Origin of the sequence: Bradyrhizobium murdochi (assembly GCF_000472965.1) — a bacterium.
Lineage (GTDB): Bacteria > Pseudomonadota > Alphaproteobacteria > Rhizobiales > Xanthobacteraceae > Bradyrhizobium > Bradyrhizobium murdochi.
Genome location: NZ_AXAU01000039.1, coordinates 17,354 through 34,449, shown reverse-complemented (window position 1 = coordinate 34,449; position 17,096 = coordinate 17,354). Strand labels below are relative to the sequence as shown.

11 protein-coding genes and 2 pseudogenes are annotated in these 17,096 nt (G+C 58.7%); 1 reads left to right on the top strand and 12 read right to left on the bottom strand.

Features of this window, described 5'->3' with window-relative positions; all coding sequences use genetic code 11:
* Positions 1-155 precede the first annotated feature (155 nt).
* Positions 156-898: pseudogene (istB, locus tag YUO_RS43060) on the top strand (IS21-like element helper ATPase IstB).
* A gap of 942 nt (positions 899-1,840) precedes the next feature.
* On the opposite strand, the gene YUO_RS0135960 reads toward istB, so the two are convergent.
* The 12 genes and pseudogenes from YUO_RS0135960 to YUO_RS45695 form a co-directional block, all read right to left on the bottom strand.
* Positions 1,841-2,641: an SDR family NAD(P)-dependent oxidoreductase gene (locus tag YUO_RS0135960; RefSeq protein ID WP_028351484.1), complete on the bottom strand. Its 801-nt coding sequence runs from the start codon at positions 2,639-2,641 to the stop codon at positions 1,841-1,843.
* 81 nt (positions 2,642-2,722) lie between these two features.
* Entirely contained in the window at positions 2,723-3,889 is a 1,167-nt protein-coding gene (locus YUO_RS0135955; RefSeq protein WP_198028168.1) for a thiolase family protein, read from the bottom strand.
* Complete coding sequence (locus YUO_RS43055) at positions 3,886-4,326, bottom strand: Zn-ribbon domain-containing OB-fold protein (protein ID WP_051379842.1); 441 nt, start codon at positions 4,324-4,326, stop codon at positions 3,886-3,888. The genes YUO_RS0135955 and YUO_RS43055 overlap by 4 nt, the downstream gene beginning before the upstream one ends.
* 162 nt (positions 4,327-4,488) lie before the next feature.
* Positions 4,489-6,147, bottom strand: a complete 1,659-nt coding sequence (locus YUO_RS0135945) for a class I adenylate-forming enzyme family protein (RefSeq protein ID WP_035728406.1) — start codon at positions 6,145-6,147, stop codon at positions 4,489-4,491.
* 201 nt (positions 6,148-6,348) lie between these two features.
* Positions 6,349-7,479 carry an acyl-CoA dehydrogenase family protein gene (locus YUO_RS0135940; RefSeq protein ID WP_028351481.1) on the bottom strand — a complete coding sequence of 377 codons (1,131 nt, stop codon included), beginning with the start codon at positions 7,477-7,479 and terminating at the stop codon, positions 6,349-6,351.
* Between the two features lie 676 nt (positions 7,480-8,155).
* Positions 8,156-9,157 carry a LysR family transcriptional regulator gene (locus tag YUO_RS43050; protein ID WP_051379840.1) on the bottom strand — a complete coding sequence of 334 codons (1,002 nt, stop codon included), beginning with the start codon at positions 9,155-9,157 and terminating at the stop codon, positions 8,156-8,158.
* 608 nt (positions 9,158-9,765) lie between these two features.
* Positions 9,766-10,227 (bottom strand): CoA transferase, encoded by a 462-nt coding sequence (locus YUO_RS48310; protein ID WP_235782947.1) that lies wholly within the window; start codon positions 10,225-10,227, stop codon positions 9,766-9,768.
* 236 nt (positions 10,228-10,463) lie between these two features.
* Positions 10,464-10,913 (bottom strand): CoA transferase, encoded by a 450-nt coding sequence (locus tag YUO_RS48305; protein ID WP_235782945.1) that lies wholly within the window; start codon positions 10,911-10,913, stop codon positions 10,464-10,466.
* A gap of 199 nt (positions 10,914-11,112) precedes the next feature.
* A pseudogene (locus tag YUO_RS43040) lies at positions 11,113-12,196 on the bottom strand (CaiB/BaiF CoA transferase family protein).
* 477 nt (positions 12,197-12,673) lie between these two features.
* A complete protein-coding gene (locus YUO_RS0135910) occupies positions 12,674-13,858 on the bottom strand; it encodes an acetyl-CoA C-acyltransferase (protein WP_028351478.1) in 1,185 nt (394 codons plus the stop codon).
* A 45-nt stretch (positions 13,859-13,903) separates the two neighbouring features.
* Entirely contained in the window at positions 13,904-16,123 is a 2,220-nt protein-coding gene (locus tag YUO_RS0135905) for a 3-hydroxyacyl-CoA dehydrogenase NAD-binding domain-containing protein (protein ID WP_198028167.1), read from the bottom strand.
* A gap of 55 nt (positions 16,124-16,178) precedes the next feature.
* Complete coding sequence (locus YUO_RS45695; RefSeq protein WP_083754869.1) at positions 16,179-17,096, bottom strand: FAS1-like dehydratase domain-containing protein; 918 nt, start codon at positions 17,094-17,096, stop codon at positions 16,179-16,181.

Below are 17,096 nucleotides of genomic sequence, written 5' to 3'. Positions count from 1 at the left end.
GCGATCGACATAGGCGCGCGCACCTACGGATCGATCAAATCGATCCTCGCCAACAATCTCGATCGGCGTCCTTCCCCCAGGCGCTCCGCGGATGACGCGCCGATCCTGCATTCCAACATCCGCGGGCCGCGCTACTACAATTAGGAGATCCCATCTTGCTCACCCATCCGACCCTCGATCAGCTCCACGCCCTCGGCCTTNACGGCATGGCCAAGGCCTTCGCCGACATCGAAGCCGGCGGCGACGCCACGAGCCTCGGCCATGCCGAATGGCTCGCGCTCCTGCTCGAACGCGAAGCGTCCCTGCGACGCGACAAGCGGCTCTCGAAGCGGCTGCAATATGCCAAGCTGCGCCAACAGGCCTGCGTCGAGGACATCGACTACCGCACCCCGCGCGGCCTCGACCGCAGCCTCCTGACGATGCTGGTCGAAGGCCAATGGATCGATGACCATGCCAACCTGCTGATCTGCGGGCCTTCCGGTGTTGGCAAGAGCTGGATCGCCTCGGCGCTCGGTAACAAGGCCTGCCGCGACAACCGCTCCGTGCTCTATCAGCGTGTCCCGCGGCTGTTCACCGATCTCGCCCTGGGACGCGGCGACGGCCGCCACCCCGGCTCCTGCGTGCGCTCGGTCGCGTCGATCTGCTTATCCTCGACGATTGGGGCCTCGAGCCGCTCGACGCCGCGGCCCGTCACGACCTCCTGGAGATCCTTGAGGACCGATACGGCCGCCGCTCCACCATCGTCACCAGCCAGCTCCCCGTTGATCAATGGCACGCGCTGATTGGCGACCCCACCTACGCCGACGCCGTCCTCGACCGCCTGGTCCATAACGCCCACCGGATCGATCTCAACGGCGAGAGCATGCGACGAACCCGTAAGCCCGGCCGAAAAGCCTGAGCAAGTGGCGCTGTGGACATGCCGCTGCGCTTGGACAACGCAAGGGCGTTGCCCACATGCCCACAGAAACAGCAGACGAAGAAGACCCTCAAGCCGCGATTCAAGGTTGACCCCGTGGCTTGCCCGATGCCAGAAAACTGACAGCCAGAACGCCTCGCGCCCCGGGCGACATCAAATCGGAATGGTGGGCGAGATCATCTCGGAATCCTAGGCGAGATCATATCGGTACACCCGGGCGAGATCATCGGAATCCGCACATAAGCAGATGCTCAACTGGTAATTCCGCGACCTTGAAACGGGAAACGGGATAATGCGTGGATGGATTCAAGTTCGGCGATTTTGCCTTTTGACATCAAAATTTGATCGTCTGGACTCGTAGTCGTCTCAAGCGTTGCACGCACGTCCTTCTCGGCGAGGCTCATTGTGATGCAATTGGAAACAGGGATGCGCCCGCGATACGTCGCTTCGGAAGCAGTTTTCGGCCTCCGTGCCGAAGGAGTAAGCAAGCACATGCCATCAGTTTCAGAATTCAAAACCGAGATTTAAAAGGCCTCCGGTGGCATGCCAGAGGCGTTGTTTGATGCGATCAACTGTGGGGCCTGAAAACCTGCCCGAAAAGCTGACCAGAGCCGAGTGCTAGTTCGCCAGACAGCTTCGCTTGTTCTGCTCTGGCCGTGCCGTGACCTCGTGCAACGCTGGCACTTCCCGGCCGTCAGGACAGGCTGGACGGTGCGGAGACGGACCGCTGCTCCCGTATCTTGCGGTCCGCACCAGATTGAGAACTTGTAGCCCACACCGGTGTCGATGCGGACGAGCAGCTCGTCCGCTCGATAGTCGATCCACCGCCTGCTTGGCCCTCTACGAGGTTTTGCACTCAGACGAATCTGTGCAGCGCTGCGTGTTCGATCCAGATGCGGCCGGATGCCTGGCCGATTTGTCTGTCTACTGCCCGAAGACGAAGCCTCCATTTACGCCGTATGTTTGACCGGTAATATAGCTGCTGGCGTCGGAGGCGAGGAACAGCACCATGTTCGCGACTTCTTCTGGACGTCCGAAACGGCGAATAACGTACTTTTGCAATACTTTCTTGGCCTTCTCGGGATCTGCCTTCATGTGCGCCTCCACCGGAGGTGTCGACATTCCAGGAAGAGCAACGCAGTTCGCAGTGATCGCGTAACGACCGAGCGCTCGCGCTGCTGCGCGCATGAAGCCAGCCGCACCAGCCTTCGCGCCGGCGTAGACTTCAAGCCCGGGGTCGCCGAAGCGGGCGGCTTCCGAGATGATGGTAATGATGCGGCCTGGCGCACGACGCGCGATCATGCCGGGTACGCAGGCGCTAGTGCAGTTAATGACGCCGTAGAAATTCACCCCGATGGAGCTATTCCAGGCCTCCGGTCCAGTCTCCCAGAACGGCTTCTCAGCGACAGCATCAGGATGCGGCGCGGCACCGAAGTTGCCCGCGTTGTTGACGAGCACGCCAATGCTGCCGAACGTATCCTCTGCCTTTTTGACCGCCGCCTTCACGCTCTCTAGATTGCTCACATCGGCTTGCACGGCCAACGCCTTGCAGCCGGCGGCACGAACTTCTTCGGCAACTTTTTCGGCGCGTTCGAGCACAAAATCGTTCACGACAATGCCGCCGGAATTGTGTGCCGCAAGGTGTAGCGCAATCTGTCGCCCCACGCCCTGGCCTGCCCCGGTTACTAAGGCAACACGACCGGCTAGATCCAAGATATCATTCACGAGTGTACTCCGTTGCTTCTGGTATTCGAAAATTGTTTATGATTCGCCTGCTCTACGTAGCCGCAAGACAGCCACTGAACGCTAGGGCTTCTGCAATATGTGCGCGTAGCACATAGGGCCGTTGCCAATCATGTGAGCCAATCCAACCTTGGCCCCTTTGTGCTGACGCAGGCCAGCTTCGCCACGGAGCTGCATCGTGATTTCTCCGATTTGACCGACGCCCGTCGGTCCGACCGGGTGCCCCATAGCGATCAGGCCGCCGGACGGGCTGACCGCCATCTTTCCCCCGATGTTGAAGGCTCCTTCCTTGAGCAAGTGCACAGCCTCGCCCGGCTTACAGAATCCAAGCGACTCGGCGTACTGAACCTCTTCAATCGTGAATGCGTCGTGCACTTCGAGCACATCGACATTCTGCGGTTTAAGGCCTGCCTGCTGTAGTGCGTCGGCCATGGTGACTTGCGTGAGCGCCACGTCCACCGGCCAATCCAGTCCAGAACGCTCGCTGCAGGCGGCCGACGCAGCCACACGGATTGCGCGATCTGGATCGATAGAAAGACGCTTGATAGCATCCTCGGAAGCGACGATAACGGCTGCGGCGCCTTCGCCGACAGGACAGCACTGCAAAGGAGTGAGCCAGCCCGATAGCTTCCTGCCATTGAGGATCTCGTCGAGTGAGCGCTCCTCCTGGCGGTGGGCATTGGGATTGAGCGAACCATTATAGAGATTCTTGACTGCGACCAGAGCTATATCCTCCGGCTTCGCCCCGTGCTCTTGGGCATATTGATCCATCAACAATGCGTAGTGGGTAAAAAACGCGATTGCATCATTGGCTAGGCTCGAGAGACCCGTAACGGGATGGCGCGTCGTCTCTGGCTTGTCGACACCGACAGCCAGAGCGACGTCCGCCATGCCGGCTGCGACTTCAATGCAAGCGTGCCGAAATGCGGCAGAACCTGACGCGGAGGCGTTTTCGACGTGAACCAGATGCCGGCCCGTCGCTCCGAGGTACCGCAGCATCGGGAGCCCCGGTGCCATGCCCAGATAGCCGGTGCCCATATAGGAGGACTCGACGTCAGTCCAAGCGATTCCAGCGTCCGCCAACGACTGTCGGATTGCGTGCAGCCCGAGTGAGACGTAAGGCGTACCGCTTAGCCGTTGATATCGGTGCCAGCCGACGCCGACAACATAGACAGGACGCAAGTCCTTGAGTGATTTAGGCATGATGATTTGTTCCTGCTGGTTGATCACGAAGCCGGGATGAAGCGAAGATCGACGATCGTGCGAGCACCCGTGCCAACCGGGACCAACTTGCTCATCATTCTTTGGCCACGCTTCAAAGTGGTTTCATCGACGTCGGTGACCAGAGTGCGGATTGTCGGCCCATCGTCGAGCTTGATCGTCCCGATCACGAAGGGAGCTTCGAGAGGTTTGACATCGGCAGCGACAGCCTTTGCGTCGGGGGTGTACGCGTGCACTTTTGCCGACGCGATTAATGTCCCAGAACCCGCAAGTGCGAATGGTTGCAAGCAATCGCCGCTTTGTCCACAGACCTCGCAGCCGTACGCTTGCAGCGGGAAAAAGACAAAACCGCAATGCGCGCACTTACCTCCCTTAAGGGAAGGGTGCTTGGGGGCCGATGTCGTACCATCCTGGGCATACAGATCGGGCTTCAGAAGCTCCGCCATGCTATTTATTCCTCTTCAATTGCAATGCTCGCCGATAGTTGTCCGAAGGTCCTGAACTGCCGGGCCTCATCAGAGGGGTCGTTCGACCTCGATGATCGATTACGTGGTGCGGCCTGACGTCCCAACTCAGCGAGTAGGTCGTGCCCACCTCAAACAACGCCTTCAATGCCAGCGATTCTCTTCTGCATCGAACGATTCGGCGATGGGATCAGAAATCGACATCAGCTCGCCTTTGAGCACCTTCTCGCTTGATGCGGTTCTGGGAAGCGCCGGAATAAAACTGACGTAGCGGGGCACTTTGAAGATCGCCAATCGCGAACGCGCATGCTGTAGGATGCGTCTTACGAGCTGCTCATCGCCCGATACGCCTTGCTTCAGCTCGACATAGATCTTTACTTCCTCGCCGCGTTTTGTGTCAGGTACCGGGACAGCGGCTACGTCCGCGACCTCGGGAAGGTCGCGTATGACTGCCTCTACCTCGCGCGCCGCGATGTTTTCGCCTGAGCGACGGATCATTTCCTTCTTCCGACCGACGATCCAATAAAAGCCTAGCTCGTCGCGGCGCATAAGATCGCCGGTCTTGAACCATTCCCCTTCAAATTGGGCGGCATTGACTTCTGGCTTGTTCCAGTAGCCTTTGAAAAGTGCGCGACCCCTGACCCATAGCTCGCCAACCTCGCCGATAAATGTCGGACTTCCATCCTCGTTCATCAAACGCAATTCTTTGAAAAAACTACGCAAACCAGTCGAGTCAGAGCGATCCATCTCGGGGATGTCGGCGGGCAAACGAGTAACCCAACCAATCTCCGTCATTCCGTAAGCGTTGTGGCCCGGGACACCAGACTGATCTCTAAACTGGCGTATGGATTCCGAGCCCCAGCCACCATACTGCAGAATCTCTTTCACCTGCGTCGACGCAGCAGCAGCTATCACAGGGTCGCGACCGAGCGTTTCCGGAATCGGACACCATTCGATCCTGTACTTCTTCATCCAATCGTGAAACCGAGTGGAGCTCAGCTTCTCGGCCATGTAGAGTGTGCCACCTTGCCGGTACGACCTGAGCAGTGGACCTTGGCCTTCCGCATAATAGAAAGGTGCCCAGCTGAGATAGCGCTCATACTTTTCCAAGTCCAAGCAGACGAAAGCCGAGGATAAGCAGATGTACTCGTGTGTCAGCATGCAACCTTTCGGAAATCCCGTGGTGCCGGACGTAAATGCGATATTGAGAATATCTTTGGGCCCAATGTCTTCTTCTAAGGGCGAGTTGTCTGCTTGCTTGAGAAGAGAATCGAGCCGAGCTACGAATGCTTGGCTTGGCGCTTCGCCGACAAGGATAACCTTCTCTCTGGTCAAGTCCGTCGGCCACGGATCCATCGCGCTGAACGTCTGCCATGCAGACTCGTCCACGACCGCAAATTGTGCCTGCGTGTCGCTCAATACGTATTCGATTTCTCTCGACGTGTAGCGCGCATTGATGGGAACCATAATGGCGCCAAGTTTCGCGATTGCAAACCAGATGATCGGATATTCGATCCGATTGGGCAAGAGCACGCCTACGCGATCGCCTTTGCGTACACCGAGTGCGCGAAGGGCATGCGCATATCTGTTGGATTCCGTGTCCATCTCGGAGTAAGTCGCGCGCTCACCCCGCTCAAATATATCGATTGCTGTCTTCGTGCCGTGAGTGCCCGCCCTCGACGAAACGAATTTGCCAAGCGTAAAGGTCTCGAGCTCAACTGCAAGTTCGGCTTCCAGGACCTCGCGTTTGCGCAAGGCAGCCGCTACGCGCTCCTGAAGCTGACCTGCGCTCGATTCAGGCACTCGCCTCTCCTTTGTTAAAATTGATTTTGCCTGCGTCATTTGAAATCCACCGCAGCAACCGCAGCGAGCCTGACGTCATCAACCATTTCACTTCTGTGAACTAGCTAGCAAATCACGCCTGGGCTCCATACAACGTTGCCGCTCTATCCCAGACGAGAACGTCATTACGCAATGCTTCTGACAGCTATGGATACTACCAGCTCATGCCAACAGTTGCCTGGCGAGCACGCGATGCTTGAGAGCTTCCGACGGCCCCTCGTAGATGCGCGCCATGCGTTGATTGTCGTACCAGTGCGCGAGCGGGCTTTCGTATGTACAGCCCGCCGCGCCGTGGATCTGGATTGCGCGATCGATGACCCGGCCAACCATTTCGGTACAGGTGATCTTCATCATGCTTGCTTCGATGCGCGTGTCCTCGCCGCGATCATCCTTCTCCGCGCAAGTGTACATCATCAGGCGGTTCTGTTGAATTTCGATCCACGAATCGACGATCATCGCCTGGATCGATTGCTTATCACTGAGCGCCCCCCCGAACAGGACGCGCTGCTTGGCGTGCTCCACCATCATGTCGTAGCAACGCTGGGCGATACCTAGCGCGACCGCAGCGATATCGTAGCGCCCGAGGTTCAGCGTCTTTTGAGCACCTTTGAGCCCGCCACCTTCCGTGCCGATGTGCGCAATGTTGTCAACTCTGCAATCTTCAAAGGTAAGCTGGTGCGTGACGTGCGTGTAGCCGAGCATTGGCAGCGGGCGTGCGATGAGGCCCGGGTTGCCCTTCTCCACGGCGAACATCGAAATGTTATTGGCAGCCTTCTCCCTGCCGACGCGCGCGAAGACGAACACGCGATCAGCATTGTCGAACTCTGATATCCAGATCTTCGAGCCGTTGATGACCCAGCCATCGCCATCTTGCTTCGCGTGGGTCGCAATGCTGCGAGCCGGATCGGATCCACCACCGGGTTCGGTCAGCGCAAAGCAAGTCTCTGTGTCGTCAGACAGGAAGGGATCGAGGTAACGGGCTTTCTGCTCGCCCTGGAGATTAAACAGGCTTGGAATGATCTCGCCGCCGAAACGGATCGGGGTCAGGCATTTGCGGCTTTCTTCGATGACGGCAAGCCGATCCACCAATGACAGGTTTGCGCCACCGAATTCGGCCGGCACGGGAAGTCCCCAGAGGCCCGCCTTACGGGCCGCTTCGCGCCCGGGTCGATAGTCCGCGAGCGTCAGCTTCTCGCCTCGGAGCATGCGCGCTTCAAGCGGCATCTGGTGGTCTTTGACGATCCTGCGAACCAGATCGACCAGCGCCCGCGTCTCTTCCTTGAACTCGTACATTGTTTTTCCCTAGAAATCACTTCGCCCAGCCGCGCCCCACCGCCCCCCGACTGGAACGCTGGACAGGGTCAACGAACGGAACATCAGCTCGCACATACTCAGCCATGAGAATTGGAATTTGCGAGACGCCCCCTCTTGCTTGCTTTTGCTTTGCGACGAGCTCGGAACATTTAGGCGGAACGGCTCGCGCCCGGCCAATACCGTTTTCTAAAAGACTGATACCTGGTGAGTATGGTTGCCGGTTTGCTTCGATTTACGTGCTCGCCAGCGGCCGAATCAGGATGCCGCTGTCAGAACGACTGGCAGCGACGTCCAGAACATTTAGCAAGTATCGGGTTCCACTACCGGTCCCATGGTGAGGTCACGACATGTTTGGCATTGGACTGAATGTCGGCGCTATCACCAACGCAAAATCTATCTCAAGAAAGATTGGCCGACGCGCACAAGCATCGGCAAGAGCTCGGTCGCTTGGCAAACAAAGGCGGGACTCGGGGCAGCGCCAAACCGGCCAGAGGTCTGTTCTCGATTGCTGTCGCATCTCACGCGTTTCCGTCAGATGAATTTGCGCGCCTGATCAGGTTGGAATTACCAGGCCGGATATCCCTGCGAGATAAGGTTCTATTATCTCCACGCAATGAGAGTTATGTAAGCGGAATGGCTGAGGAAGCGCGGGGTATCAGCGGGCCTGATTCGCTGGCTGCCTACGGGTGGCTCGCGTGAGGGATCTGTGTTTCTTGAATTTCATCTCGCCGGTTCGGCTCCGAACCGGAGGAGGCACAGGAGCCCAGGCTTCGTCGTGTTGCAAACACTCAAATATCACATCGACGGCCATGCGCGTTAGTCCAACGTATTCATCTGATCGGCAGACTACCGACGTGTATAAATTGATAGGTGAGCCTTCCAGAGGCCTCCAAGTGAGCTCTTTCGTTCCGGATTCGCCGCGTCGCTTAAGAAAAGGAGCCGCCGCGAGTATCACTGCGGACTGGGTCTTGAGAAATGTGGCCGTCATCCTCCCGCTCTGTAGAATACGCGGGGGAACGTAACCAGCAGCACGGCATCTATCTAACATTTCGTCATAAAGCTCTGGGCCGTGGGTACGCGGAAACTGCACCAGCGGATAAGGGCTAAGATCTTTGAGATTCAGCTTATCCAGTTCTGCAAGGGGATGCTTTGCGTCGATGATCACGCCCAGAGACTGCTGGAGCGGCGGCGAGGCCCGAAGCCCTCGTTTATCAAATGGATGCCGTAGGACACCGATATCTACTTCACCGGCCGCCAAGAGCCGTTGCTGCTCTGCTGCGTAGGCCTCTACAAGGTTTATTTCGACCTGTTCCCGCTGCAAACGGCCTATCACGCTCAACAATACGCTTCGTGAAGTTTCGGGTGGGAATGCGATACTAAGCTGCCGCGACCGACTCGGCGACAGCGAGCGTGCTGCACGCAGAACAGCGTCAAAGACTCGGATAGCTTCCCGTGCATATGGCAGGAGCGTCTCACCCGCTGGCGTCAAATCGACCTTCTTGCTGGTACGATCAAAGAGCCTTAGGCCGAGGTCTGCCTCCAAATCGGCGATCCGCCTCGAAAGAGGCGGTTGGCTCATGTTCAGACTGCGGGCAGCCCTCGCGAAGCTGAGAGCTTCCGCAACTGCCACGAAGTAACGGAATTGCTTGATGTCCATCGGTGAAGTATAAAGCGACGCGAAACAAGGGCAAGACGTTCCCGGCTAGCAGTGCGGGATAACCCGTTGGTTGTTTTCGCGAATGAGCGCATTCCGCGGTAGCCGTTTGGGGTGCTGCCTGCCTGACATCAGGCATTTCCTTGTGAGATCATCGACCAACGAAAGCCGTCAAGTTCATCAACGACGCCCGCGCAGGCCTCGCTCCGGGGCCACTTGGATCCACTCACGCCGGCAAAATCTCACAACGATGCCGAGCGGGTATTGCCCTTAGAATTCCCGCCCCTGGAACGGTGTTCTCGATATGTCAGTATCGCTTACTCGGACGTGCCTTAGGGGTGAGATCGCCGCGACACTAAATCCAGGCCAATCGCATCCACTTCAGGGTGCCGCTCGCATGTCCTCGGATGAGCCCAGAGAACGACGACGCATTGCGCACTGCGGCGATTCCCTCTTGTCGGGGCCAGCTGAGAACGTGCCGCCACGTTTGGTGGCGCTATCGACAACGGCCCCATCGAGAACATCAATCGTGGTTCCCTCTCTTTCCACGGTGGGAGAGCAGGCTTCAGGTCGATTGATCGTGACCATCTGCATGGAATGGTCAGGATCAGCTAGGACGCTTGCTCATCGTCTCTGCCCTGGTCCTCCCCCAAAACGCCCGATTTGGTTAGGTGCTCAACTTGCTGGGTCGTGAGCTTGAGTTCGGAAAGAATGTCGTGCGTATGGGCTCCGCGCGGGGCCACGTGAGCCGTCCGTGTCGTAGGTGTGGCCGAAAACCGCGGCGCCGGTGCAGCCTGCAACACGCCGTCCACGGTCACATACACGCCGCGCGCGACGTTGTGCGGGTCAAGAGCTGCCTCCGGTGGACTCAACACAGGTGCGAAACAGGCGTCGGTCCCTTCCAGCAATTCGCACCATTGAGCGCGCGTCTTCGTAGAGAAAATTGCGTTGAGCTGCGCCGAAAGGGCGGACCATGACTCGCGATCCTTGTGCCCATTGATGAACTGCTCGTCATGATCTAGCCCGAGACGCTTGACAAGTTCGGTGTAGAACTGGGGCTCATCTGGCTCGATGCGGATCCACCCGCCATCGGAGCAGCGGTACGAGCGAAGAAGGGCTTGCCATGGCCACTCGCTCTGCCGTACTCAAAGTTTCCGCCGCGATGCGCAATGATAGCGAGCATAAGGTTGATCATGTTCGCAGCGCCGTCGACCATCGCAGCGTCCACCACTTGGCCCCTTCCATCCTCGCGCGGCAAGGATTCCGAGCGTAAGGTAGAGCGCACCACCGCCGACGTCGCCAAGCAGGGTCAGCGGCGCTTCCGGCCGCTCGCCGGCTGGGTCGCAAGCGCCCCCGAGAGGGCAGTGAAAGTGCTCTCATAGCCGGGAGCACGTGACAGAGGGCCCTCCTGGCCCCAGCCACTTAGGGGGCCGTATACGAGCGAGGGGCAGCGGGCGAGGCAAATGCCGGGGCCAAGACCCAGGCGTTCCATGACGCCCGGCCCCATGCCTTCAATCAGGGCGTCGGAGCCGTCGACAAGCTTCAACACAGTCTCGACTGAGCCCGGCTTTGTCAGGTCCAGGATGACAGAGCGCTTGCCGCGGTTGTAGATCTCTGCAGGTCTGGCGCGGCCTGCGTCAACTGCGGGCCGTTCCACAATGATTACGTCGGCGCCGAGATCGGCAAGGAACATGCCGCAGAACATGCTGGGCCAGGCTGATGCCAGTTCGACCACCTTCATTCCATCCAACACACCCACGATCTATCCTTTCCGCTTGGCTGTATCACCAGCTAGCTGTCTCGAGCGGATACGCTGTTCGAGATAATATGAGGAGCAGCCGCAATATCCCGGGTGCCGTGAAAAGTCTGCATGGTATCGCTGCGGCTAAAAGACATAGGAACGGACGATGCCGCCAGCGACCACGATCGCCCGCAGCAGTTGCTGTATACGCTGGAAGTCACTGCGAGGCAGCCGAACCCAAGGCGCCCGACTTGGTTAATTGCTCGACCTGCTCTGCTGTGAATTTGAGTTCGGAAAGCACGTCACGTGTATGGGCTCCCCGTGCCGGGACGCGCGTCAAGCCGGCCGATGGTGTGGCCGAGAACCGCGGTGCCGGGACAGCCTGCAAGATGCCGTCGATGGTCGAATAGATGCCGCGCGCGACGTTGTGCGGGTGGGCAGCTGCGTCTAATGGGCTCAGCACGGGCGCGAAACACGCATCGGTGCCTTCGAGCATTTTGCACCATTCAGTGCGCGTCTTGCTTGCGAATACCGCCGCGAGCTTGTCCGTAAGAGCTGGCCAGACTTTGGGATCATTGATGCCATTAACAAAATGCTCATCCCTGTCGAGGCCAAGGCGCTTGATTAGTGCCGCGTGGAACGGCGGCTCGATCGCGGCGATGTTGATCCATTCTCCGTCGGCGCAGCGATAGGAACGGGCAAAATACTTTGGATCGGACGCTGGCTTGCCCATCTCGTAAGCTCCGCCACGACGCTCTATGATCGAAAGCAACAGGTTCAGTAAGTGGGCAGAGCCGTCGACCATCGCGGCGTCCACGACCTGACCGCGTCCATCGTGCCGCGCACGTAGGACACCAGCAAGGATGCCGATAGCAAGATAGAGCGCGCCGCCCGCGATGTCGCCCAGCAGGCTGGGCGGCGGCTCAGGGCGCTGGTCAGCTGCGGTCGCAAGCCACAGTGCGCCGGAAACGCCGGCGTAATTGCCATCGTGTGCGGCAGCTCGCGCCAAGGGGCCGCTCTGGCCCCCAAGCCGGTCATGCGCCCATAGACAAGCGATGGACGGCGCGTGAGGCAAACTTCCGGACCCAGCCCTAGCCGTTCAATGACGCCCGGCCGCATGCCTTCGATCAACGCATCGGCGCCATCGACAAGCTTCAACGCGGTGTCGACTGCTCCGGGCTTCTTGAGATCTAGGACGATCGAGCGCTTGCCGCGGTTGTAAATCTCCCAAGGCCTAGCGTGGCCTGTGTCGACGGCCGGACGTCGAACATGATCACTTCGGCACCGAGGTCGGCGAGCATCGAGCCGCAGACCGGAGCCGGCCCAAGTGCCGCGATTTCAATGACCTTCATTCCCGTCAGAACACCCACAATCTCATTTCGGGCGAAGAGCTTTCCTGCCCGCTCCAGCAGGTGGTTTAGCGATAGCGGCACATGCATCATCGTGCTCTGCAACACCAGCCTCCTTACAAAACTATAAAATGCAGGGAAGCGCCACGCGGAGAGAATGCAGGCCTTCCGGGCGCGCACGATCCTCGGAGAACCGCGTGATCGAGAATGGTGCGTGCGAGTATGCCGGGATCTTCTGCGCCAACCACCAACTCACGACGGGCGGCAGGCTAGAGCCGGACGGGTTGATCGATAAGGGCTGAACGATGATCCTCCCTACAGAATGCGATCCGGGAGTACATACCCGATCACTCTCCGGTCGAAGCAATCGCTGAACGGTCCTATGATGTCGGAAAAGCTACCCAGGACAACTTCTGCTTATCGAGTACCTCACGCGACCTCGAACAGGCCCGCAGCGCCCATTCCTCCTCCGATGCACATGGTGACCACGACATACTTTGCACCTCGGCGCTTACCCTCAATGAGGGCATGGCCCACCAGCCGGGCCCCCGTCATACCGTACGGATGGCCAATTGAGATGCCTCCGCCATTGACGTTGTAAATGGCAGGGTCAATTCCGAGGTGGTCTCTGCAATAGAGAGCCTGGCACGCAAAGGCCTCATTGAGCTCCCACAGGCCGATGTCGGCAACCTTCAGGCCATGAAGCCTCAAGAGCTTTGGAATAGCGTAGATCGGACCGATACCCATCTCTTCCGGAGGACACCCAGCCACCGCAAGACCACGGTAGATACCGAGCGGCTGTATACCGCGCTTCTCGGCGAGCGAACGCTCTATAACAACGCATGCTGAGGCGCCGTCGGAAAGTTGGCTCGCGTTTCCAGCCGTGACAACGCCCCCATCGATCACGGGCTTCAATCCTTGCAGGTTCTGGATAGTCGTATCCGGCCGATTTCCTTCGTCGGCAATTAGCGTAACTTCCTTATAGCTGGTCTGTCCCGTCGCCTTGTCTACAATTGCCATTGTGGTTGCGAGAGGAACGATTTCCGCATCCAGGCGCTTGGCGTTCTGGGCCGCCGCCGTACGCTGTTGGGACTCCAGCGCGTATTGATCCTGGGCTTCTCGGCTGATGCCGTATTTCTTGGAGACGAATTCGGCGGTCTGCAGCATAGGCATGTAAATGTGAGGCACTCGCGCTGTCAGAGCGTCATCCTGCGTGCGGCCGAACCATTGGTAGTATTCGTTTTGAACGGCAGAGATGTTCTCCACCCCACCCGCCACAGCCACATTCATACCGTCAACCATGACCTGCTTAGCGGCTGTCGCGATCGCTACGAGACCTGAAGAGCATTGGCGGTCGACGGTCTGAGCCGACACTTCCATCGGCAGTCCCGCCGCAAGGGCGCCAAGTCGAGCGACGTTCATGCTGGAGGTACCCGCGGCAAGACAGCATCCGATTACGGCGTCTTCGACTTCTGCCGCATCAATACTGGCACGCTTGACAGCGTGATGAATGGCGTGGCCAAGAAGCGTAGGGGATTTGATGTTGTTGAAAGCGCCTTTGAAAGCACGCCCGATGGGAGAGCGTGCGGTCGAAACGATTACTGCCTCGCGCATGAATCACATATCCTGTGGGTCTTTGAGCTTAGATAAACGGTCGCTTCATCCTTTGGTCCAGGCGCTGATGCGCTGGCCGCTGGCCGCAAGCGAACTGAGAAGGTTGCTGGGAGTCCAATAGCCGAACCGATTTTCTCGCACACGGCCATAGTGTTCGAGTGTCCTTTCGATCTCAGCCAGTCCGATCTGGTCCGCCATAAACATTGGTCCGCCCCGATGATCCGGAAAGCCGTATCCGGCGGTCCAGACGACATCGATGTCGCCGGGCCGATACGCGATGCCCTCGTGAAGGATTTGAATGCCCTCATTGATGAGCGGGTACATCAATCGTTGGATGATTTCCTCATCCGTGATGTCGCTGCGCTGTGCTATTCCATGCTCGCCTGCGATATCCGCGCATATCGCAGCGACCGTCGGGTCCGGCAGCGGAGTGCGGCCATCGTATCGGTAATAGCCTGCCTGAGTCTTCTGGCCATGCCGCCCGAGTTCGAACAACTTGCGTACCACTGCGCGATAGGTTGGATCCGACGGTAATTGGCTTGCTTCAATAGCTTCCGTGACGACCTTTGCTCCAATATCTACCCCGGAAAGGTCGGACATCCGACAAGGCCCCATCGCCATGCCAAACGCTTCGAGAGCTCTATCGATCTGCTCTGGCTGCGCGCCCTCCATCAATAAAGAATCCATTTCGCGCAAGTACGGGTCAAGCATTCGATTTCCGATAAACCCGTAGCATACGCCGGACACTACCGGAACCTTTCCGATCCGTCGCGCAATCTGCATCGCTGTTACCAGCACATCGTCAGCAGTCTTGGCACCGCGCACCACTTCAAGCAGGCGCATCACGTTTGCGGGACTGAAGAAGTGCAGGCCGAGCACGTCGAGCGGTCGACCTGTCGCGTCGGCGAGCACGTTTACGTCGAGTGTTGATGTGTTTGTCGCAATGATTGCCCCTGCCTTGCAGACCCGACCCAAGTGTGCGCAGATGTCCTTCTTAATCTGCAGGTTTTCAAACACGGCTTCGATAACCAGATCGCAGCCGAAAAGCGAGGCATAATCCAACGATCCGTTCAGGAGAGCCATTCGCTTTTCGACCTGCGCCGCGGTCAGCTTCCCCTTGGCGGCGCTCGCCTCAAAATTCTTGCGAACCACTGAGAGGCCACGTTTGAGCGCTTGATCGTTGGACTCGACGAGCGTCACAGGAATGCCGGCATTAGCAAAGTTCATTGCAATACCGCCGCCCATGGTACCAGCGCCAACGATGCCTACCGAACAAATCTCGCGGCTGCGCACGTCTCGGGGCATTCCCGGGATGCGTGTTGCAGCGCGTTCAGCGAAGAACAAATGGCGCAGCGATCGCGAGGTGCTGGTCAAGCGCAGTCGATCGAACTCGCAGGCCTCAACTTCTTCGCCTTCATGGAAGGGCAACTTCACGGCAGCTTCGATCGCACGTACGATCGAGGCAAGTGCTGGGTGCGCTGGCTTCTTTGCCGCTTTAGCTGACGCTTCAGCCAGGGCCCGTGTCGTTGCGTCGTCTGCGTTGACCTTCAGAGCGCTCGATCGCCGCACCGGAGCGTTCGCCGCGATCAAGCGTTCGGCCGCTGCAGTCCCGAGCGCGGCCGGCTCGCCTTCCGCGATCTCATCGATAACGCCCGCAGCAAGTGCGTCCTGTGCGGAAATGAAACGACCAGTGGAGATTAGATCGAGAGCGAGTGGTACTCCGGCGAGACGAGGCAACCGCTGCGTGCCCTGCGAGCCGGGTAGTAGGCCCAGCTTGACTTCGGGCATGCCGAGACGTGTATCCGGCAAAGCAAGCCGACAGTGGCAAGCCATCGCCAATTCTAGTCCGCCGCCCAAAACGGTGCCATGAAGAGCTGCGAGAACCGGACGCGGAGACGCATCCAGCCGCGTGAGTAGCGAGCTGAATGGCCGGGTATCGAAGTCAGGTGATTCAAAGCTCGCGATGTCGCCGCCGGCCACGAAGGTTCGCCCTTCACAGTATAGGACGAGCGCCTTGGCCTCTCTATCGGCCTCGAATGCGTCAAGCGCTGCCTGCAGACCTGTGATAACTGCTGGCGAGATTGCATTAACTGGAGGATTCGAGATCAGTACGAAGCCGATGCGATTACGGCTTTCATACGTGACGACGTTCTTGGACATCTTCTCACTTGTCTTGTTGGATTCTGGATCACGTGTCGGATTAGGCACGAGCTTCGCCGGCGGTTCGGGGATCGCTGCAACAATGTTTGCCGGTACTTCGTTCACGAAGAACAGGAGCGAGCGAAGCGCGGGTCATGGAATCAATCGCTGCTAAATAGCGCTAAGCCAATAGCGCGGGTAGCTGCATCTCCGTCTCCGCCTGGCATACGAGACGACCGTCAATAGTTAGGCGCTGTGCTAAGATGACCGTAGGAGGCTGGATTTGGCTCACCTCCCCTTCCACCCGCAGGGTATCGCCCGCGAACGCCATCGACTTCATCTTGAACGACAGCCGCTTAATGGAGGCGCATGGCCCAGCCCACTCCTCCGCCGCGCGCGCAAACAGTGCCCCAAATGCCTGTCCATCGACGACAACGTTCGGCAGTTGCATGCTCCGAGCGAAATCGATGTCGTAATGCAAGCGGTGCCAATCCCAGGTGGCCGCGCCGTAGGCCATGAGGTCGACGTTGGTGAAGGTCCTCTCCAGCACTGGCAACGCCTCATCCTGCCGAACCATCGGAGCGGTTCTCGTCGGCTTGATCATGTGTTCCCCATCGGCTGATAGACGACTGTCTCGCGATTTATTGCGACCACCTCCCCCCGCCGCATCCTGGTAACGCGCGACCGAAGTTACAAACAGCTGCGTGCCCCCACGTGAAGAACCACGCTCCACGATGTTCTCCAAGGTCCAGGTGACGGAGATGCGGTCTTCAGGCAGCACTCTCCGCATGAACTCGTAGTCGTTGCCAGCGCGGATCATGCGGCAGTTGACTATGGGCAGAGGCCACTCGTGCCCAATGTAGCCGTTCGCGTCCGGCGGACGATTGGCGTATTGGCAGCTGTCGCAGATCAATGTTGGCGGCGCGATCACCGACGGATATCCCGCTTCCCGAGCGTAAGCGTCATCGACGTAGAGGGGATTTTTGTCTCCTATGGCAAGCGCAAAGTACCTGATGGACGCCCGGCCGAGTTCCTCGCGTGCCGGGTAGTGAACCTCGCGTCCGATCCAGGCCTTGAGATCGTCTGTGAGCAGCGCCAT

Coding starts and splice junctions, on each gene's coding strand:
- YUO_RS43055 (WP_051379842.1), bottom strand. CDS start 4,326: ATGGCGGAGCTTCTGAAGCCCGATCTGTATGCCCAGGATGGTACGACA.
- YUO_RS0135940 (WP_028351481.1), bottom strand. CDS start 7,479: ATGTACGAGTTCAAGGAAGAGACGCGGGCGCTGGTCGATCTGGTTCGC.
- YUO_RS43050 (WP_051379840.1), bottom strand. CDS start 9,157: ATGGACATCAAGCAATTCCGTTACTTCGTGGCAGTTGCGGAAGCTCTC.
- YUO_RS0135910 (WP_028351478.1), bottom strand. CDS start 13,858: ATGCGCGAGGCAGTAATCGTTTCGACCGCACGCTCTCCCATCGGGCGT.
- YUO_RS45695 (WP_083754869.1), bottom strand. CDS start 17,096: ATGGCGCTGCTCACAGACGATCTCAAGGCCTGGATCGGACGCGAGGTT.